Origin of the sequence: Stieleria neptunia, assembly GCF_007754155.1 — a bacterium.
Taxonomy (GTDB): domain Bacteria; phylum Planctomycetota; class Planctomycetia; order Pirellulales; family Pirellulaceae; genus Stieleria; species Stieleria neptunia.
In genome coordinates, this window is the sequence record NZ_CP037423.1 from 119445 (window position 1) to 137326 (window position 17882).

General features: G+C 60.0%; 13 protein-coding genes. 10 read left to right on the forward strand and 3 right to left on the reverse strand.

Translation table 11 applies throughout. The features are described from left to right. Positions 1-93 precede the first annotated feature (93 nt). Both Enr13x_RS00450 and Enr13x_RS00455 read left to right on the forward strand, forming a co-directional pair. Positions 94-3309, forward strand: coding sequence for an alpha/beta hydrolase family protein (locus Enr13x_RS00450; protein ID WP_145384133.1), 3216 nt, complete (start codon positions 94-96; stop codon positions 3307-3309). Next, positions 3310-3666 carry a cupin domain-containing protein gene (locus tag Enr13x_RS00455; RefSeq protein WP_145384134.1) on the forward strand — a complete coding sequence of 119 codons (357 nt, stop codon included), beginning with the start codon at positions 3310-3312 and terminating at the stop codon, positions 3664-3666. 205 nt (positions 3667-3871) lie between these two features. Here the strand turns inward: Enr13x_RS00455 and Enr13x_RS00460 are convergent, their stop codons facing one another. Continuing rightward, positions 3872-4894: an agmatine deiminase family protein gene (locus Enr13x_RS00460; RefSeq protein WP_145384135.1), complete on the reverse strand. Its 1023-nt coding sequence runs from the start codon at positions 4892-4894 to the stop codon at positions 3872-3874. A 29-nt stretch (positions 4895-4923) separates the two neighbouring features. Beyond that, positions 4924-5205, reverse strand: coding sequence for a hypothetical protein (locus tag Enr13x_RS00465; RefSeq protein WP_095742342.1), 282 nt, complete (start codon positions 5203-5205; stop codon positions 4924-4926). Between the two features lie 619 nt (positions 5206-5824). Here Enr13x_RS00465 and hpf point away from each other — a divergent pair. From hpf to Enr13x_RS00500, 7 genes are all read left to right on the forward strand, one after another. After that, on the forward strand, positions 5825-6163 hold the full coding sequence (gene hpf / locus Enr13x_RS00470; protein ID WP_145384136.1) for a ribosome hibernation-promoting factor, HPF/YfiA family: 339 nt from the start codon (positions 5825-5827) through the stop codon (positions 6161-6163). 60 nt (positions 6164-6223) lie between these two features. Next, on the forward strand, positions 6224-6703 hold the full coding sequence (locus Enr13x_RS00475; RefSeq protein ID WP_145384137.1) for a PTS sugar transporter subunit IIA: 480 nt from the start codon (positions 6224-6226) through the stop codon (positions 6701-6703). 84 nt (positions 6704-6787) lie between these two features. Next, on the forward strand, positions 6788-7135 hold the full coding sequence (locus Enr13x_RS00480) for an HPr family phosphocarrier protein (RefSeq protein ID WP_145384138.1): 348 nt from the start codon (positions 6788-6790) through the stop codon (positions 7133-7135). A 335-nt stretch (positions 7136-7470) separates the two neighbouring features. Further along, positions 7471-9216 carry a phosphoenolpyruvate--protein phosphotransferase gene (ptsP, locus tag Enr13x_RS00485; RefSeq protein ID WP_145384139.1) on the forward strand — a complete coding sequence of 582 codons (1746 nt, stop codon included), beginning with the start codon at positions 7471-7473 and terminating at the stop codon, positions 9214-9216. A gap of 23 nt (positions 9217-9239) precedes the next feature. Continuing rightward, a complete protein-coding gene (locus Enr13x_RS00490) occupies positions 9240-10037 on the forward strand; it encodes a TIGR03936 family radical SAM-associated protein (RefSeq protein ID WP_145384140.1) in 798 nt (265 codons plus the stop codon). After that, positions 10034-11638: an Rne/Rng family ribonuclease gene (locus tag Enr13x_RS00495; RefSeq protein WP_145384141.1), complete on the forward strand. Its 1605-nt coding sequence runs from the start codon at positions 10034-10036 to the stop codon at positions 11636-11638. Before Enr13x_RS00490 ends, Enr13x_RS00495 begins: the two co-directional genes overlap by 4 nt. Before the next feature lie 1083 nt (positions 11639-12721). After that, the gene (locus Enr13x_RS00500) at positions 12722-13693 is read left to right on the forward strand and encodes a DUF6807 domain-containing protein (RefSeq protein ID WP_197455674.1); all 972 of its coding nucleotides are present in this window, start codon (positions 12722-12724) and stop codon (positions 13691-13693) included. A 336-nt stretch (positions 13694-14029) separates the two neighbouring features. Here the strand turns inward: Enr13x_RS00500 and metG are convergent, their stop codons facing one another. Then, positions 14030-16075 (reverse strand): methionine--tRNA ligase, encoded by a 2046-nt coding sequence (gene metG / locus Enr13x_RS00505; protein WP_145384143.1) that lies wholly within the window; start codon positions 16073-16075, stop codon positions 14030-14032. A 257-nt stretch (positions 16076-16332) separates the two neighbouring features. Between metG and Enr13x_RS00510 the strand changes: the two genes are divergently transcribed. Continuing rightward, a complete protein-coding gene (locus tag Enr13x_RS00510) occupies positions 16333-17670 on the forward strand; it encodes a trypsin-like peptidase domain-containing protein (RefSeq protein ID WP_231744020.1) in 1338 nt (445 codons plus the stop codon). Positions 17671-17882 lie beyond the last annotated feature (212 nt).

A 17882-nucleotide genomic window follows, 5' to 3' on the forward strand; every position in this document is an offset into this window, starting at 1 on the left:
CTTTCTCGGCCGCCGCGCACCGTGACGCCCGGTCTCCGATTAGGCTGATTGCGATGGTATTAAATACTGCCCGATCCACAGCCTTGACCGACCATGAATCTTGCCAAGCCGGCTTTGTCTGCCACGCTCTCAACACCAAGTCAGATCTTTCTCTGCTGCCTGTTTGCTTGTCTAGGGTTGGCCACCGCGACCAGCCCGATCGCCGCCGAGCGACCGGCCATCGCGCGGCGTCCCTTAGAGCATCGTGACTACGACGTCTGGAACACGCTGACGTCATCGCAAATCTCCCGCGATGGAACGTGGGCGATGTACCAAATTGACAGTGGAAAAATGGACGGCGAATCGACGTTGTGTGTTCGCAGCACGACGACAGCCAAGGAGTATCGGATTCCACGCGGCCGCGGTGAAAGATTCAGCCATGACAGTCGATTCGCGGTTTTTCTGATTTCGCCAGAGAAACAGTTGGTCAAGGAACTGACAAAAAAGAAAACCGAACCCGATGCGATGCCGAAAGCCAAACTTCAGATCCTGGAATTGGCCAGTGGCGATGTCGTCACGATCGACCGAGTCGCATCGTTTCAGTTGCCCGAAGAAAACGGGGACTGGATCGGCTATCAGATGGACAAGCCGATCGAGAGCAATCTCGTCACAGAGAAACAATCCGAGGTTCGGGAAACGTATCGGGTCACACCCACCGGATTAGCACGCCCCGAAAAGAAGCTGAAGCTCAAGAAACGAGAGTCGCTGCAACCGACCGCCGAAGAACAGGCAATCGCGACAAAAAATCCTCCGACGAAAAGCAAGGAGAAGACCGAGGCAAAGGAAACACCGCGCGGCGCCGAATCGGACGAAGACGACGACAAAAACAAAGCGGAAGGAACCACTCTGGTGCTTCGAAAACTGGATTCCGGATTCCAGCAAACGTATCCCCACGTGACCCGTTTTGTTTTTTCGAAAGATGGCACCAACATGGCAATGGTGACGTCGGTCAAAGTGGTGGAGCCCGATTCCAAGCCTGATGCAACGCCCACCCAAGTCGATGGAAACGCAGCGCCAGATCTGTCCGTCGACGGAGTGCATCGGGTCGATCTGAAATCACTCAAGCGGACGCAGATCATCGCCGGTGTTGGCCAGTACAAAAACCTCGCTTTCAACGAAGACGGGACACGACTGGCGTTTCTAACCAATAAAGACGACTACGATGCCCCATCGCCTCGCTGGTCGGTCTTTCTGTGGAGCCGAGGCCAAAAAACAGCCGCCGAGATTGCCGTTGAAGGCTCAGACGGTATTCCGGCCGGATGGTGGGTGGCGACAAATTCTGGCCAACGCTTTTCCGAAGATGATCGCCGGTTGTATTTTGACACCGCTCCGATTCCCGACTCGGTGATCGAAGAACGAGAACGCGCCAAAGCGGAACAAGAGGGCAAGCATGTTGCCGAGCAGGATGACGCCGACGACGCGGATGAACAGGTGAAACTGGACGTCTGGCACTGGCAAGATCCTTACTTGCAGCCCCAGCAATTGCTGCAGGCCGAAGCCGAGCGCAAACGTGATTACCGGGCGGCCTATCACCTGAAATCCAAACGAATCGTCCAACTGGCCACACGTCAAATCCCGATCGTCGACATCGACGTCCGATCAAAATCTAACCGGGCCATTGCGGTGACCGATGTGGGATATCGCAAGGTCTTGTCCTGGGAATCACCGGGTTATCACGACACCTATCTGGTCAACCTCGATTCGGGAAAACGCGACCTGGTGCAGCAACGTGTTCGCTGGAATGCCAGGCTGTCGCCGTCGGCCAAGTTCATTTACTGGTTTGATGCCGAGCGGCGGAAATGGGTGACCCAATCCACCGCCAAGGACAGTCAACCGGTCAACGTGACGTCGACGATCAAGCAACGGCTGGACGACGAACTGCATGATCGGCCCAGTTTGCCGGGCGCCTACGGGACCGCGGGCTGGACCCAAGACGACAAAGCCTTGTTGGTCTACGATCGATTTGACATTTGGCAAGTCGATCCGACGGCTCAACATCCCGCGGTTCGTTTGACACGTGGCCGCGAGAACAAGATCCGTTTTCGCTACCTGCGGCTGGACGCCAAAGAGCGTTTTATCGCGACCGATGACGCGATCGTGCTCAGTGCATTCAACGAAGCAACTAAATCCAGCGGGTTCTACAGCCTGACGCTCAACCGCGACGGGTGGCAAAAGCCGGCGCAGAACGGCCGAGGTCGGAGGGAAATTCCACCGCCGCGTCAACTGATCATGCTGGATGAGCAACTTGCGTCACTGAAGAAAGCCGAGTCATCCGATGCTGTGATCTTTACCCGCAGCACCTTCGAAATGTGCCCGGACCTGTGGGCCAGCACCCTGGACTTTGAAACGATCGATCGCATCAGCGACATCAATCCACAGCAACACGATTATGTTTGGGGCAAGGCGGAACTGGTCCGGTGGAAAGCGACCGATGGCGGACCGCTTGACGGCATTTTGTATCGTCCCGATGGCTTTGACCCTCAGAAAAAGTATCCGATGCTGGTGTATTTTTACGAACGCAGTTCCGATCGACTGCATCGCTATCACACACCCGCCGCGGGGCGATCAAGCATCAACATCAGCTTTTACGTCAGCCGTGGTTACGTCGTCTTCGTCCCCGATATCCCCTACAAAATCGGCCGGCCCGGCCAGAGCGCGGCCGACGCGATCCTGTCGGGCGTCAGCCACGTCGTCGCCCAGGGGTTCATCGACGAAGAACGAATCGGCATGCAGGGACACAGTTGGGGCGGCTATCAAACGGCTTATCTGGTGACCCAAACCGATCGGTTCGCGTGCGCCGAATCGGGTGCGCCGGTCAGCAACATGACCAGCGCCTACGGGGGAATCCGCTGGAGTAGCGGGCGCAGTCGCATGTTCCAGTACGAACGGACACAAAGCCGGATCGGCAAGGACTTGTGGGCCGCCCGCGACCACTACATCGCCAACTCCCCGCTATTCTTTGCCGACAAAATCAACACGCCGCTGCTGATCTTGCACAACGACAACGACGGAGCGGTACCGTGGTATCAGGGAATCGAGTTGTTTGTTGCGTTGCGTCGCTTGGAGAAACCTGCCTGGATGCTCAATTACAACGGCAACTCACACGGCGTTGACGGCCAGCCGAACCGTCGTGATTTTGCGATTCGGATGCAACAATTCTTTGACCACTATTTGAAACAGGCTGCCGAACCCGAATGGATGGCCGTCGGCGTTCCAGCCGTCAAGAAAGGCGAGGAACTGGGACTCGAATTGTTGGAGCCCGCTGAATAGATGAACGATGGTGTGATGCATGACGGTGGTCCCAAGAACCTGTTCACCGACCTGCCGGCTTCGACCGCAAAGGAGTACGTCGACGTGCTCGCGTCGTCGTCGAACGTGCGGATCGAGCGGATCGTTTCCACCGGACAATCCAGCGCCGATGGCTTTTGGTACGACCAAGACGAACACGAATGGGTCGCGGTGCTGGCCGGAGAAGCCAGGCTGTCGTTTGATGACGATCCCGAACCGTTGACGCTTAAGCCCGGCGACCATCTGTTGATCCCGGCCCATCGAAAACATCGGGTCGAATGGACATCCGATCAAGAACCGACGGTTTGGTTGGCCGTGTTCTTTGGCCGCGACGATTGAGGGCGGTGAAGCGGTCACGCTGGAAATCGACGCTCGTCGCTCGGGCGAGTGACCGAGAGGAATGGCAGAATGATCCGGGGCGATCATGATTCGCCAGGACTGCGGAATGCGAACGGAGTTCGCCGCGTTTTTGGTCAAAAGATTCAGTGGTCAAAAAATGACGTTGCCCGATGGGAAACTCACCAGTCCGTCCAATGACTCCGTGTCAGTCCTGTTCAACCGCCGGTTGATTGCAGCTGGCGCAGTGCAGGGCGCCGAGGCCCCAGATCAGATCGTGGCAGTCCACGCCGATCACTTCGATGCCTGGCGATTGCTGTCGGGCCAGCCGGCCGAGTAACGCGATGGCGTGTGCATCGTGTTGTTCGGCGCGGAACGTAGGTACCAGCAATCGGTTCGGCCCCAACCGCAGAAAGTTGCAATAGCTTTCCGGGACGCGTTGGCCGTCGATGAATCGGGCCGGGGGAATCGGCAAGCGGTCAACGGTCACCGTGGGCGACGTCTGTTGTGCCCAATCGCGCAACAGCTGCTCGTTGCGCTCCAGTCCGTCGTGATTCGGATCGTCGGGATCGTCACTGACTGCGACGACGACGGTTTCGGGATCGATGAAGCGAGCCAGCTGGTCGATGTGACCGTCGGTGTCGTCGCCGATCAATCCGCCGCCATCGACCCACACGATTTCACGTGCCCCGGCCAAGTCCTGCAGCTGTTCTTCGACCGCTTGCTTGGACCAACCGGGATTGCGTGTCTCGGTGACCAAACACTCCGTGGTCGTTAACAGTCGCCCGCCGCCGTCCCACTCCAGCGCCCCGCCTTCGAGGGTCAAGCGACCGGCGATTCGTTCCCAGCCGGCGTGCTGGATGATTTGCGCGGTCGCGGCGTTGTCGGCATCCCAGGGCGGATACTTGCCGCCCCAGGCGTTGTAGCCCCAATCGATCGCCTGGCCACAGCGGGAGCCGTCGACGACGAAGGTCGGGCCGTAGTCGCGGATCCAGCTGTCATTGGTCTGGATGTCAAACCACGTGACGTTGTCCATGCCTGCCAGGTCCGCAGTCTCACGCAGCGCTGCCGGGCCGATCACATGGACGGGGACGGCCGCGGCGATCAAACCGATGATTCGGCGAAAACAATCCGGGATCGGAGCGAACCGGTCCGGCCAAGTGTCGCCGTTGTGTGGCCAGGCAATCCAAACGGCAGCTTGCCGTTCCCACTCGGCGGGAACCCGTTTCATCGCGCTATCATCCGTCTCGCCGAGTCGGGTCACTCGACTTTGATTTCTTCTTTGACCTTTTGGACAAAGTGGGGCGACTTGCCGCCCTTGCTCAGCTCTTTGGCGCGTTTGTCGGCTTCGCCTTTTTTATCGAAATCGAAGACGGCGACACGTTTGAGGTTTTGGCTGAAGACGCCCCAGTAAAGACGCATCCTGACGTTTTCAGCCGCCTTGGTTCGCTTGCTGGATTTCTTCTTTTTCGAAGCGAGTGCCTTTTCGGCAGCTTCCGCTTCGGCAGCTTTTTCGGCTCGGCTGACGACCTTACGGGCCATGGATGGTCAGGGGCTAAAGGGGGAGATGGAAAATCGGCAACCGCCGACGTGGATTTTGGCCTGGTAAGTTAGCAATATCGGCACAGGATCGCCACTCCCGTCCCGCGGGCATCGGACGGTTTTCCGCTCAGACCCTTCCCTGAGGCGGCCCCCGATTGGCCGGGAAAGGCGAATTTAAATTGTCCGGACGGGAGAAAATTCGTTCTATTGCCGGGTGAACGCTTGGCAAGACACGCTCTAGCCGCCGCCCCTCACCGGGGCCTTCGGGCGGAGAGGGGGACAGTCTGGATGCTGCGGTGGAGCCCGGACGAATGAGAGGAACAAATGGATAGTATTGCAGAGGCAGGGGGGTCAGGCTGGGGGCCGGATGGCCTGCCGGAACCCACCCTGGGTTACCACCCAAACGGACTATCTGCAAAAATGATCGCTACCCGTGGACGGTTCTGTCGCGTATGCTTGCGTTTTAACAGGAGCACTCTGTCGTCACGACGTGCCGGATTTCTGACGATCCGGCGGCCGCGCATTGCTTTGTCTGCAGGAGAAAACAGGACCTGGGCATCGTGCCGCGTCCAGTCGGGCAGCGACGGAGTCGGATTACATCGATCGGAGAGAAGCAACGATGCAGGTAAGTGTTTCAGCTCGCCACGGCAGTCTTCAGCCAGGTGACCAGGAGTTGATCCAAGAGAAGGCCGTCAAATTAAGGCGTCTCTATGACCGAATCAACGCGATTGAAGTCACCGTTGACCTGGAAAACACCGATAAGCCTGCGGTCGAAATCCAAGTTTCCATTGAGCATGCCGGAGAATGCGTCGCCACGGCGGAAGCCACGACGGTGATCGCAGCCTTGGACATGGCGATTCCGAAGGTGGAGCAGCAGCTTCGCCGGATCAAGGAAAAAAAGACTGGCCACCGCGCCACCGGACACAAACACATTGAAACCCCGGCAAATGACGAGTAATCGGCTTCGACAGTCGTGACCCTCGTGTTTGCCGATACACTCATTGAAAATTCACACCCCATGAAGTTTGCAGATTTCATCAGTACGGCGTCGATCAAGGCCGAACTCAAGGCCAAGACAAAAGAGCAAGCCATCGAAGAGCTCGTTCAATGTTTGCTTGAGTCGGGCGAGATTGACGCCGAACAGCGCGACGACATCGTCGCGGCGATTATGAAGCGTGAGGAACTCGGTTCGACCGGCATCGGTCGAGGCGTCGCGGTTCCGCACACCAAACACCCCAGCGTGCAAAAGCTGGTCGGTACCGTCGGAGTCAGCGAAGAAGGCGTTGACTTTGACTCGCTCGATGGAGAACGCGTTCAGCTGTTTTTTCTGTTGATCAGCCCTCCGGAACGCCCCGGCGATCACCTCCGGGCCTTGGAGAACATTTCTCGTCAGCTCCGCGACGAAACGTTCTGCCGCTTCCTCAAACAGAGTAAGTCAGCCGAGGACATCACCCAGTTATTGCAAGAAGCCGACGACAACCAGTTTGCCACCGGCTGATGGATTTGAGTGTCCGGCTCGTTGACGACCGTTGCACGAAATCTCCCCCCCGTTTTAAACACCCGATACAGACCCGCTTTTTGCATGTCAAAAGCGCTTTGCCGCACCGTCGTTGTTTCCAATCCGCAAGGGCTGCACGCACGCCCGGCAGATCTGTTGGTGCGGATGGCCAACCAGTTCGAGTCCGTGATCTTGATCGGACGTGGCGGCGAAATGGTGGACTGCAAAAGCATCTTATCACTACTCACGCTCGGCGCCGCACTCGGCACCGAGTTGACCTTGACCGCTGAAGGCAACGACGCCGAAAACGCAATCGATTCGATCGAGCAGTTTTTTCAACGCGGATTTGACGAAGCTGGCGACAACGACTCGGCCCCGACCGGTGCCGAGTCGAGTGAAGTCAGAGAAACCGATCCGACCTCGCCTGCTTGAACCGAAACGAAGGCACCCCGGCTCTGGCGACCTACCCTTGCGGCTCGATTTTGATCGATGCCGGCCGGCAGGGCGTCGCGTTCAGAGCGCCCGATACCCCTACATTCCTGCTCGAAGATCGCCGCCACGTGGCGGTCTTCACGCCCCGTACACAACTACCTCTCGATGGATCGGATTGAACTGCCCGAGCCTCGCTGCCAGGTGCGCACGATCGCGACAGAACGTTTGCCAATGTCACCGCCCCCCGGCGGCGACGTTGACTGCAGCGGTCTGCCGTTCCAGGATCGCGCCGCCCTGAAGCCATCGGCAGATCAGCACCGCGCCCTCGAACCACGATGGTCGAACTTCAAGGCATCCCTGTTTCACCCGGGGTCGCGATCGGCCCAGCACTAGTGCTGGATGCTGCCGGTTATCGAATCCCGCGTTCTCTGCTCGCCGCTGATGAAGTGGAAGCGGAGTTCGCTCGGTTGCGCGATGCCGTCGACCGCGTCTCGACGCGATTGGAATCCAATCGCCTGGAAACCTCCGCCGTCGCCGGCGAACACACCGGAGACATCTTTGCCGCCCAGTTGCAGATGCTGCACGACCCGCGGCTGCAAGCCGAATTGCGGCGACGCATCGAACAGGAGCACCAGTCGGCCGCCTATGCCGTCAGCCGAGTCCTGCACAACTACGCCGAAGCACTCCGCAAGCTGGACAACCCGCTGCTGGCCGACCGCGCCGAAGATGTCCTGGATATCGAAAAACAATTGCTGTTCTGCCTCGGCGCGGTCTCGGAAAGCCGGCTGGTTGATCTGGATGAAACCGTCATCATTCTGTCCCATGTCTTGACCCCCAGCGAAACCGCCAACCTGGATCGACGCTACGTCCGCGGGTTTTGCACCGAAACCGGTGGCCCCGGCGGCCACACCGCGATCGTCGCCAAAGGGTTGGAGCTGCCGGCGGTCGTCGGGATCGGAAATTTTCTCGATCGCGTCGGCAATCGGATCAAGGTCATCGTCGATGGCGACCGCGGACGCGTCATTCTGGATCCCGATCCGGAGACGCTGGCCAGCTACAAGAAACGTCTGAAAGCACGCCGGTCGTTGACCGCCAAACTTTCCGAGCTCCGCGATCTGCCCGCCGAAACCATCGACGGGACGCCGCTGCGGTTGAGCGCCAACATCGAATTTCCCCACGAAACGACGACTTGCATCGAACGCGGGGCCGACGGGATCGGTCTTTATCGCACCGAATTTTTGTACCTGTCCAGCCGCGAGGAACCGAGCGAAGAAGACCACTATCAAGCCTACAGCCAGGTCGTCCGAGAAATGGAAGGCCGGCCGGTCGTCATCCGCACCCTGGATTTGGGCGCCGACAAGATGGGCCATCGGCCCCTGGCCGAATACGAACACAATCCCTTCTTGGGCCTACGAAGCATTCGCCTGTCGCTGCGGAATCTGGATCTGTTCCGCCCCCAGTTGCGGGCCATCTTGCGGGCCGCGGTGCACGGCGACATCAGTGTGATGTTCCCGCTGATCACCACGCTGGCCGAGTTCCGGCAAGCCCGGATGTTGCTCAACGTCGTTGCCGAGGACTTGAAAGAATCGGGCACGCCACACCGCAGCAATATTCCCGTCGGAATGATGGTCGAAGTCCCCGCGGCGGTGATGATGCTGGATCGATTCGTCGAAGAAGTCGATTTTCTGTCGATCGGCACCAACGATCTGGCCCAGTACACACTGGCCGTGGATCGCAGCAACGAATATGTCGCCGACCTGTATCAATCCAGTGACCCCGCCGTGTTGCGGCTGATCGCGCGTTGTGTCGAAGTCGCCAAAGAGCACGACTGTCCCCTTTCGATCTGCGGTGAAATGAGCAGCAATCCCGCCCGGGCGCTGTTGTTGATGGGCATGGGCGTCCGGCACCTGAGTGTGCCGCCGTCGTCGCTGTTACGCGTCAAGAAAGCCATCCGCAGCGTGTCGATCGGCCAGTGCGAACAGATGGCCGAACGCGTCATGCAGCTCGAAGCCGCCCGTGACGTCGATCTGTATTTGCTGGACCGGCTCGGCGAATACGTTCCGGAACTGATCGTGACCTGAACACGCCCCCCACTCCCTCATCCATGTCTTCTCCCCCATCCAACACCACCACGACCCACGGCGCGCCCGACCAGGCGACGGCGGATCCGCCGCTGCGGTTGCGCTACCGGGTTCGATTTTCGAAAACGGGGCTGTTGCGCTGGACCAGTCACCGTGATCTGGCGCGGCTCTGGGAACGACTGGTCCGCCGCGCCCAGCTCCAGCTGTCGATGACCGAAGGGTTTCATCCCAAACCACGCATCGGTTTTCCGTCCGCTCTCGCACTCGGCATCAGCGGCCTGGACGAAGTCGTCGAACTCGATCTGGCCGAACGGCTCTCGGCGCCGGAATTGTTCCGCCGCCTGGACCACGATGATCAACCCGGGCTGGTCATCAAGAGCGTGCAGTTGCTACCCGAGGACAGTGGCAAGGCCAAGCTGGAACGCACCGACTATGTGATCACGCGGCCGGACCCGGAATTGGGCGCCGACCCGATCGACGACGACCGCGTCCGATCCGATCTCGAGGCGCTGTTGGCCAAAGACACCGTCACGGTGAATCGCAAAAACAAACCGGTGACCTTCAACGTTGCCGAACAAATCCTGTCGTTGACCTTCAACGACAACCTTGAACTTTCGATGGCCGCCAGTGACGCGGCGACCCTCAAACCGACCGACGTGCTAGATCTGATCGGCTGTTCCGATTGGATCGCGCACGGGTCGCACATCACCCGAACAGACGTGGTTTTGAAACGCGAGTTTCCGACCACCGATCCCGAATTTTTAGCAATCGCAAACCAAACGCCGCACTGCGGCGAACCCACCGACGAGGTGCCCAAATGAAACGCGAAATGTTGATGAACGTGCTCCAACCCGAAGAGAGCCGCATCGCCATCCTGGATGATGGAAAACTGGAAGAGCTGTACGTCGAACGCAAAAGTGTCGAAGCCTTTGCGGGAAACATCTACCGCGGAAAAATTGTCAACCTGGAACCCAGTATCCAAGCCGCCTTCGTCGACTTCGGCGTCGGACGCAACGGTTTCCTGCACATCAGCGATGTCGAACCGGAATACTTTCGACAAGGCGGTTATGACCCCGAAGAGATCAAACGGGAATCGGACGAGATGGCCGAAGCGGCCGCCAAACGGGCCCGCGAATCCGGACGCGGTTCCAAACGAGCTTTCAAAGGCGGTCGGCCGCGGATCAAACCACCGATCCAAGAAATCTTTAAACGCGGCGACGAAGTCCTGGTCCAAGTCATTAAGGAAGGCATCGGCACCAAGGGCCCCACGCTCAGCACGTACATCTCCATCCCCGGACGCTACCTGGTGTTGATGCCCGCGCTCGAACGCGTCGGTGTCAGTCGCAAGATCGAAGACGACGACGACCGCAAACGGCTCCGTCGCTGTCTGCTGTCGCTTGGTCCGCCCAAGGGGCTCGGATTCATCGTCCGCACCGCCGGTGCCGGTCGCAGCGAGAAAGAACTCGGCCGCGACATGGACTATCTGATCCGGTTGTGGAAGACGATCGTCCGTCGCGTCAAAAGCGGCAACCAACCCGGGGTGCTGTACGAAGAGAGCGATCTGATCATCAAAACGATCCGTGACATCTACAACGATGACATCGACCAGATCGTGATCGACGAAAAAGAGGCTTTCGAAAACGCACGTGACTTCTTGAAAATGGTCATGCCCCGCGTCGTCGATCGGCTGAAACTCTATGACGGCGCTTCACCCTTGTTCCACAAGTACAACCTGGAACAAGAGATCGTCAAGATTCACCAACGCCAAGTCAAACTTCCCAACGGCGGTTCGATCGTCATCGATCCGACCGAAGCGTTGGTCGCGATCGATGTCAACAGCGGCAACTTCCGCGGCGAAAAATCGGCCGAAGACAACGCGTTTCGGTTGAACCTGGCCGCCGCCAAAGAGATCGCCCGTCAGTTGCGATTGCGTGACCTGGGCGGCGTGATCGTCAACGACTTCATCGACATGCGCAAAGAAAGCCATCGGCGGAAAGTCGAACGGGCGCTGCGTGATGCGATGTCCGGCGACCGCGCCCGCACCAAGATCTTGCGAACCAGCCCGTTCGGCTTGATCGAGATGACACGTCAACGGATCCGCCCCAGTTTGAAACGCAGCATCTATCAAGATTGCCCGTGTTGCGAAGGTCGCGGATTGGTCAAGACCGCCGAAAGCATGTCGATCGAAGTCGTCCGGATGCTCGCCCTGGCCGTCAAGAACGAACACATCCAACGTGTCACCGTTCGCGTCAACGATGCCGTCGCGGCGCACCTGAACAACCAGAAACGCCGCAGCGTGATGGAAATGGAAGACACCGGCGGCATGACCGTCCAGATCCTCGGCAGCGAAGGCCTGTACCCCGAGCACCTGGAAATGGATTGCCGAGACGCCCAAGGTGAACGCGTCGAAATCGACTCCTAAGCCCTGCCGGTCATCCCAACTCGCCAACTCGTTCCCAGGCTCCCGCCTGGGAACGCGCTGTGCAGGAGGCTCCCGCCTCCTGGCCGCAGTCGGCGCGTGGCTCCGCCGTCCAAGCCCGCCGGCGGAGCCGGCGAGGGTGGCAAGCAAGATGCTTACCCCACTTTGCAACTCGTTCCCAGGCTCTGCCTGGGAACGCGCTGTGCAGGAGGCTCCTGCCTCCTGGCCGCAGTCGGCGCGAGGCTCCGCCGCCCAAGCCCGCCGGCGGAGCCGGCGAGGGTGGCAAGCAAGATGCTTACCCCACTTTGCAACTCGTTCCCAGGCTCTGCCTGGGAACGCGCTGTGCAGGAGGCTCCTGCCTCCTGGCCGCAGTCGGCGCGAGGCTCCGCCGCCCAAGCCCGCCGGCGGAGCCGGCGAGGGTGGCAAGCAAGATGCTTACCCCACTTCGCAACTCGTTCCCAGGCTCCTGCCTGGGAACGCGCTGTGCAGGAGGCTCCCGCCTCCTGGCCGCAGTCGGCGCGTGGCTCCGCCGTCCAAGCCCGCCGGCGGAGCCGGCGAGGGTGGCAAGCAAGATGCTTACCCCACTTTGCAACTCGTTCCCAGGCTCCCGCCTGGGAACGCGCTGTGCAGGAGGCTCCTGCCTCCTGGCCGCAGTCGGCGCGTGGCTCCGCCGCCCAAGCCCGCCGGCGGAGCCGGCGAGGGTGGCAAGCAAGATGCTTACCCCACTTTGCAACTCGTTCCCAGGCTCCCGCCTGGGAACGCGCTGTGCAGGAGGCTCCCGCCTCCTGGCCGCAGTCGGCGCGTGGCTCCGCCGCCCAAGCCCGCCGGCGGAGCCGGCGAGGGTGGCAAGCAGGATGCTTACCCCACTTTGCAACTCGTTCCCAGGCTCCCGCCTGGGAACGCGCTGTGCAGGAGGCTCCTGCCTCCTGGCCGCAGTCGGCGCGTGGCTCCGCCGCCCAAGCCCGCCGGCGGAGCCGGCGAGGGTGGCAAGCAGGATGCTTACCCCACTTCTCCACAGCCCGGCGAATCTTCTACTAAACTATGGGGGCTGTCCTTCCACATCCCACCCTCGCTCCCCACCGCAACATGACCGACCGAATCCTGTTTGCCTGCTTGGCATTGATTCCGACCTTCTGTCTCGTCGCCCCTACCCAAGCCGCCGACATCCAGATCACCGATGACGGCACCAAAGCGGTTGTCACCATCGACGGACAACCGTTTACCGAATATCGATACAGCGGCTACGCCAAGCCGATCTTGTACCCGGTGTATGGTCCCGGACAAAAACCGATGACCCGCAACTACCCAATGGTCAAGGACGTCGACAACGAGGCCAGCGACCACCCGCACCATAAATCGATTTGGTACACGCACGACGAGGTCGGCGGCATTCGGTTCTGGATGGAAGACGCCGAAGGGAAAACAAACAAAGACGTCGGCACTCAGGTGCAAACCTCGCTGAAGATCGAAGGCAACAAGATCATCGCTCAGAATGATTGGAAGAGCTCCGACGGCGAGACGGTTTGCAGCGATCAACGCACGCTGACCTTTGGCGCCGACGGTGACGCCCGCACCATCGATTACGAAGTCACCTGGATCGCGTCTTCCGGTGACCTCGTCATCGGCGACACCAAAGAAGGCACGATGGGCATGCGGACGCATCCGCGGCTGCGCTTGAAAGCCGATCCCAAGCGCGGCAATCACACCGCCGGCGGTCACTCGATCAACAGCGAAGGTGTCGAAGGAAAAGCGATGTGGGGCAAACGCGCCGCCTGGGTCGACTATTGGGGAGAGATCGAAGGCCAAATGACCGGCATCGCGATGTTCGACCATCCCAGCAACCCGCGTCACCCGACGTGGTGGCACGCACGCGATTACGGACTCGTTGCGGCGAATCCCTTCGGCGTCAATCACTTCGAAAACAAGCCCGACGGCACCGGCGACATGACGCTCAAGGCCGGCGAGACGATGACGTTTCGTTATCGATTCCTGTTCCACACCGGCGACGCCGAATCGGCCAAGGTCGCCCAGGCGTACAAGGCGTTCGCGCAGGAGTGAGCGGCTGGAAACAATCGATCCCGGAGGGATCAAAGCAAGTAGCCGGAGGTAAGCGCAGCGACACCTCCGGAAAGCTCGCCTGCGAAGTCCGTCGACCCCGGACGGGGTCGCAGCAACTCCGTCCGCCAGCGGCGACGGAGAGTGCGTCTCAAGTCGACCTGATCGCGGTATCTGTTTACAGGAGCGGCCCACCGGGTTCGAGGGCCCTGACATGATTCGCTACGACACCCTCCGGGGTCGCGTCTCTCGTGCGCAAGATACCCGGAGGTGTCGCTTCGCTCACCTCCGGCTACGCGCTGCGACCCCGTTCGGAGTCCAGCCTCCGCCCTCCCAACATCAATGCACGCGCTGTCCGGGCAGGGCGCCTTCGTCGGGCGAGAGCAGGAACACGTCTTCGCCGCCGGGGCCGCTGGCGCACACCATGCCTTCGCTCAACCCGAACCGCATCTTGCGCGGCTTTAGATTGGCGACCATCACGACCAAACGCCCGACCAGACTCTCCGGCTCGTACGCCGCTTTGATGCCGGCGAACACCTGACGGGTCTCGTCGCCGCCCAGCCCCAGCGTCAACTTGAGCAACTTGTTCGCTTCCGGCACGTGCTCGGCCGTCAACACCCGCGCGACGCGAAAGTCGACTTTGACAAAGTCGTCGATCGTGATTTCGTCGGCGATCGGTTCGTCTTTGAGCGGCTGATCGGAATCGTCAAACGTCGGTCGATTCTCTTCGGCGGCTTCTGCGGCAGCGGCTTGTTTGCTCTCTTCAATCATCTTTTGCAAATCCTCGGGTTGAATGCGTTCCATCATGCGTTGAAACTTCGCCACCGCTGTGCCCAACAGTGGCGTTTTACTTTGGTCCCACGACGTGATCGGCTCGCCGAGCAGCGCGTCGCATTTTTCGGCCAGCGTCGGCAACACGGGAGCCAGATAAATCGTCAGTTGTCGAAACAGGTTCAGTGCGACGGTGACCACATCGCGCAGTTCGTCTTGCCGCTCGGGATCTTTCTTCATCTCCCACGGCTTGGCGTGCTCGACGAAGGGGTTGGCGGCATCGGCCAGTTCCATGATCAACCGCATCGCGCGGCTGTAGTCACCGAGTTCGTAGGCCTCGGCGATCGAATCACCGACCTTGGCGGCGTTTTCGAACAAACCCCCGTCGTCGGGATAGGTTTCCGCCAGCCCGGTGTTTTTGGCAAACTTGCCGACCCGGCTGGCCAGATTGACGACCTTGCCGACCAGATCACTGTTGACCTTTTCAACGAACTCGTCGATGCCCAAATCCAAGTCCTCGACACGCTGTGTCAATTTGGTCGCGTAGAAATAACGCAAATAGTCCGGCTGGGAATGTTTGCGATAGGTTTCCGCGCTGATCAACGTTCCCGTCGACTTGCTCATTTTTTCGCCGCCGACGTTCAAGAATCCGTGGATGTGGACCTTGGTCGGCAACTGCAGGCCTGCGGTGTGCAACATGCCCGGCCAGAACAACGTGTGGAAATACGTGATGTCTTTGCCGATGAAATGGTGAATCTCGGTCGACTCGCTGCGCCACCAATCGTCGAACGATTCCCCGTTGGCTGCACACCATTCCTTGGTGCTGGAAACGTAACCGATCGGCGCATCGAACCAGACGTACCAGTAGTTGCCCGGTGAGTCGGGGATCTCGAAACCGAAATACGGCCCGGGCCGGCTGATGTCCCAGTCCCGCAGCTCCTTGTCTTCGGCCAAAAAGAAACCCTTCAAATAGTTGGCGGTTTCTTTTTGCAGCGCGTCCCCGTTGTCGATCCACTCGATCAGGAACGAACGCAGTTTTTCCAGGGTGACGAACAGGTGGACGGCCGAGCGGACTTCGGGCGTGGCACCGCTGAGCGTGCTTTTGGGATCGATCAAATCGATCGGAGAATACGTCGCCCCGCATTGGCAATTGTCCCCCGGCTGGTTCTTGTGGCCGCTGACCGGACAGGTTCCGCGGACAAAGCGATCGGCCAAAAAGGTCTCGGCTTCGGGGTCGTAAAGCTGTTGGATGCTCTTTTCGGTGACCAGATCGGCGTCGCGAAGGGCTTGCCAAAACAGGTGGCACAGCTCGCGATTGGCGTCGCTGTTGGTGCTGCCGTAGTGGTCAAAGTTGACGTGGAAATCGGCGAAATCGCGTTGATGCTGAGCGCTCATGTCGGCGATCAGTTCCTCTTCGCTGCGGCCTTCCTTTTTCGCACGGATCATGATCGCGGTGCCGTGCGTGTCGTCGGCACAGATGTAGACGCAGCGGTTGCCGATCAGACGCTGAAAACGCACCCAGATATCCGTTTGAATGTATTCCACCAGGTGACCGATGTGGATCGGCCCGTTGGCGTAGGGCAGGGCGCTGGTGACCAAGATGCGTCGGGTCATGATTTGAATAATGGGCGTGTCGAAACGGGGGGATTCAGGGGCGGATTGTACAGATCGTCGTGAAACACGTAATCCCGAATGTTTCACGGGGTTTCCCAGGGGGAAGGGTTCCGTTTGGGGTTGTCGCCCCGGCGGCCGATTTCGGAAAGTCCCTTTGTCGTCAGTTTGTCTCAAGTGAGAACTCATTTGTGACGGGGGGCGACAACCATTCGGCCGAAGGATCGGCCGATCCGGGCACTTGTCTAGGGAGAGACACTTTGAACACGCATTTGTTCGGCCGGCTATACCCGGCCCTCGTTTCGGCGTTTTTACTTGCCACGGGCACCTCCGCCGCTGTGGACGGATCTCCGCCGGCCAACATGCTGCTCGCGTTCTCCTCGGACCACTGCGGTCACTGTCAGGCGATGGGTCCGACGCTGCGGCAACTGGAGCGGAACGGAGCCGTGATTCGACACGTCAATGTCAGTTCCGAGCCTGAACTGGCGCGACGCCACGGCATTCGTCAAGTGCCGACCTATGTCGTCCTGTCGGTCGGCCGCGAATTGACGCGATTGGTCGGAACGCAGTCCGCGGAAAAACTCCAACAAGCCTTGGCGATTGATCCGGCCGGTCCGCTGTTTCAAACCAACGCCAATCTCCATCGCCAATCGGTCCTCAACGCACCCCAGACCCGCCTCGCCGGCACACGATCCGCTGCCATCGGCGACGCCCGTGGCGAAGCGATGCCCAGTCTGACGATGGCCGACGCCGTCCAGCGCGCCCGCGCCGCGACGGTGCGACTAAGGGTCCACGACGGCAACGGGTTCGGCGTCGGAACCGGAACGATCATTGATCGCCACGGTGACGAAGCCCTGGTGCTGACGTGCGGGCACCTGTTCCGTGAAACCAAACTGCAATCCAAAGTCGAAGTCCAATTGTTCGTCGCCGGGCAAGTCAAAACGGTCCCCGGCCAAGTCATCGACTACGATGCCGACAACCGTGACATCGCACTGGTCGTGATGCGGCCGGGATTCGAAGTCCAACCGATCCAGATCGCCAACCCGGCCAACCCGCCGCAGAGCGGCCAAACGGCGTTCAGCTTCGGCTGCGACCACGGCGACGATCCCTCACGTCGCGACACCGCGATCACCGGGATCAACAAGTACAACCAACACGTGGGCGCCTCGAACATCGAAATCGCCGGCGCCCCGGTCGACGGACGCAGCGGCGGCGGGCTGTTTGACGCCATGGGCCAATTGATCGGTGTCTGCAACGCCGCCGACTACAAGGGCGATGTGGGAATCTACACCGGACCGGGAAGCGTCAAATGGCAACTCGATCGCGTCCAGTTGGCACACCTCTACCAAACCCAGCCACCGGCTCCGCTGGCCGCGCCCGCGCAGCGACCCACCGGCAACCTCGGCCAGCCCCAGACGCGATTGGCCTCACTGGATGCCCCGCAATCGCACGCCGGTCAGGCTCATCCCAGCCAGCCTGCCGCGACGGAAATGATCATCATCCTCCGCGATCCAAACGCTCCCGGCGGGCAACGCGTAATGAACATCCAGCAGCCGACCGCTGAACTGATGGAAGTGATCAGCCGCCACGCGCGGTAGTGAAGGTAGAACACGGCCCACGGATGGCAAAGCGTCCCCACGGATGTCACCCACGACGGTATCCGTGAGTGTTCTCAAGAACTCTGTCCCCCGGGAAACAAACCCGCGGTCATCTTCGACCCCGGACGGCAACGCGGTGAAGCCTTGTTCCCTGTGTTTCTTGAGGTTTTAGCGGCAGGGCGCGAGCCCTCCGGTTCGTCATCTTTGCCAAA

What these genes read in the sequence shown, in the direction of transcription:
- Enr13x_RS00450 (WP_145384133.1), top strand. Translation starts at nt 94, where the DNA reads ATGAATCTTGCCAAGCCGGCTTTGTCTGCCACGCTCTCAACACCAAGT.
- Enr13x_RS00455 (WP_145384134.1), top strand. Translation starts at nt 3,310, where the DNA reads ATGAACGATGGTGTGATGCATGACGGTGGTCCCAAGAACCTGTTCACC.
- Enr13x_RS00460 (WP_145384135.1), bottom strand. Translation starts at nt 4,894, where the DNA reads ATGAAACGGGTTCCCGCCGAGTGGGAACGGCAAGCTGCCGTTTGGATT.
- Enr13x_RS00465 (WP_095742342.1), bottom strand. Translation starts at nt 5,205, where the DNA reads ATGGCCCGTAAGGTCGTCAGCCGAGCCGAAAAAGCTGCCGAAGCGGAA.
- hpf (WP_145384136.1), top strand. Translation starts at nt 5,825, where the DNA reads ATGCAGGTAAGTGTTTCAGCTCGCCACGGCAGTCTTCAGCCAGGTGAC.
- Enr13x_RS00475 (WP_145384137.1), top strand. Translation starts at nt 6,224, where the DNA reads ATGAAGTTTGCAGATTTCATCAGTACGGCGTCGATCAAGGCCGAACTC.
- Enr13x_RS00480 (WP_145384138.1), top strand. Translation starts at nt 6,788, where the DNA reads ATGTCAAAAGCGCTTTGCCGCACCGTCGTTGTTTCCAATCCGCAAGGG.
- ptsP (WP_145384139.1), top strand. Translation starts at nt 7,471, where the DNA reads ATGGTCGAACTTCAAGGCATCCCTGTTTCACCCGGGGTCGCGATCGGC.
- Enr13x_RS00490 (WP_145384140.1), top strand. Translation starts at nt 9,240, where the DNA reads ATGTCTTCTCCCCCATCCAACACCACCACGACCCACGGCGCGCCCGAC.
- Enr13x_RS00495 (WP_145384141.1), top strand. Translation starts at nt 10,034, where the DNA reads ATGAAACGCGAAATGTTGATGAACGTGCTCCAACCCGAAGAGAGCCGC.
- Enr13x_RS00500 (WP_197455674.1), top strand. Translation starts at nt 12,722, where the DNA reads ATGACCGACCGAATCCTGTTTGCCTGCTTGGCATTGATTCCGACCTTC.
- metG (WP_145384143.1), bottom strand. Translation starts at nt 16,075, where the DNA reads ATGACCCGACGCATCTTGGTCACCAGCGCCCTGCCCTACGCCAACGGG.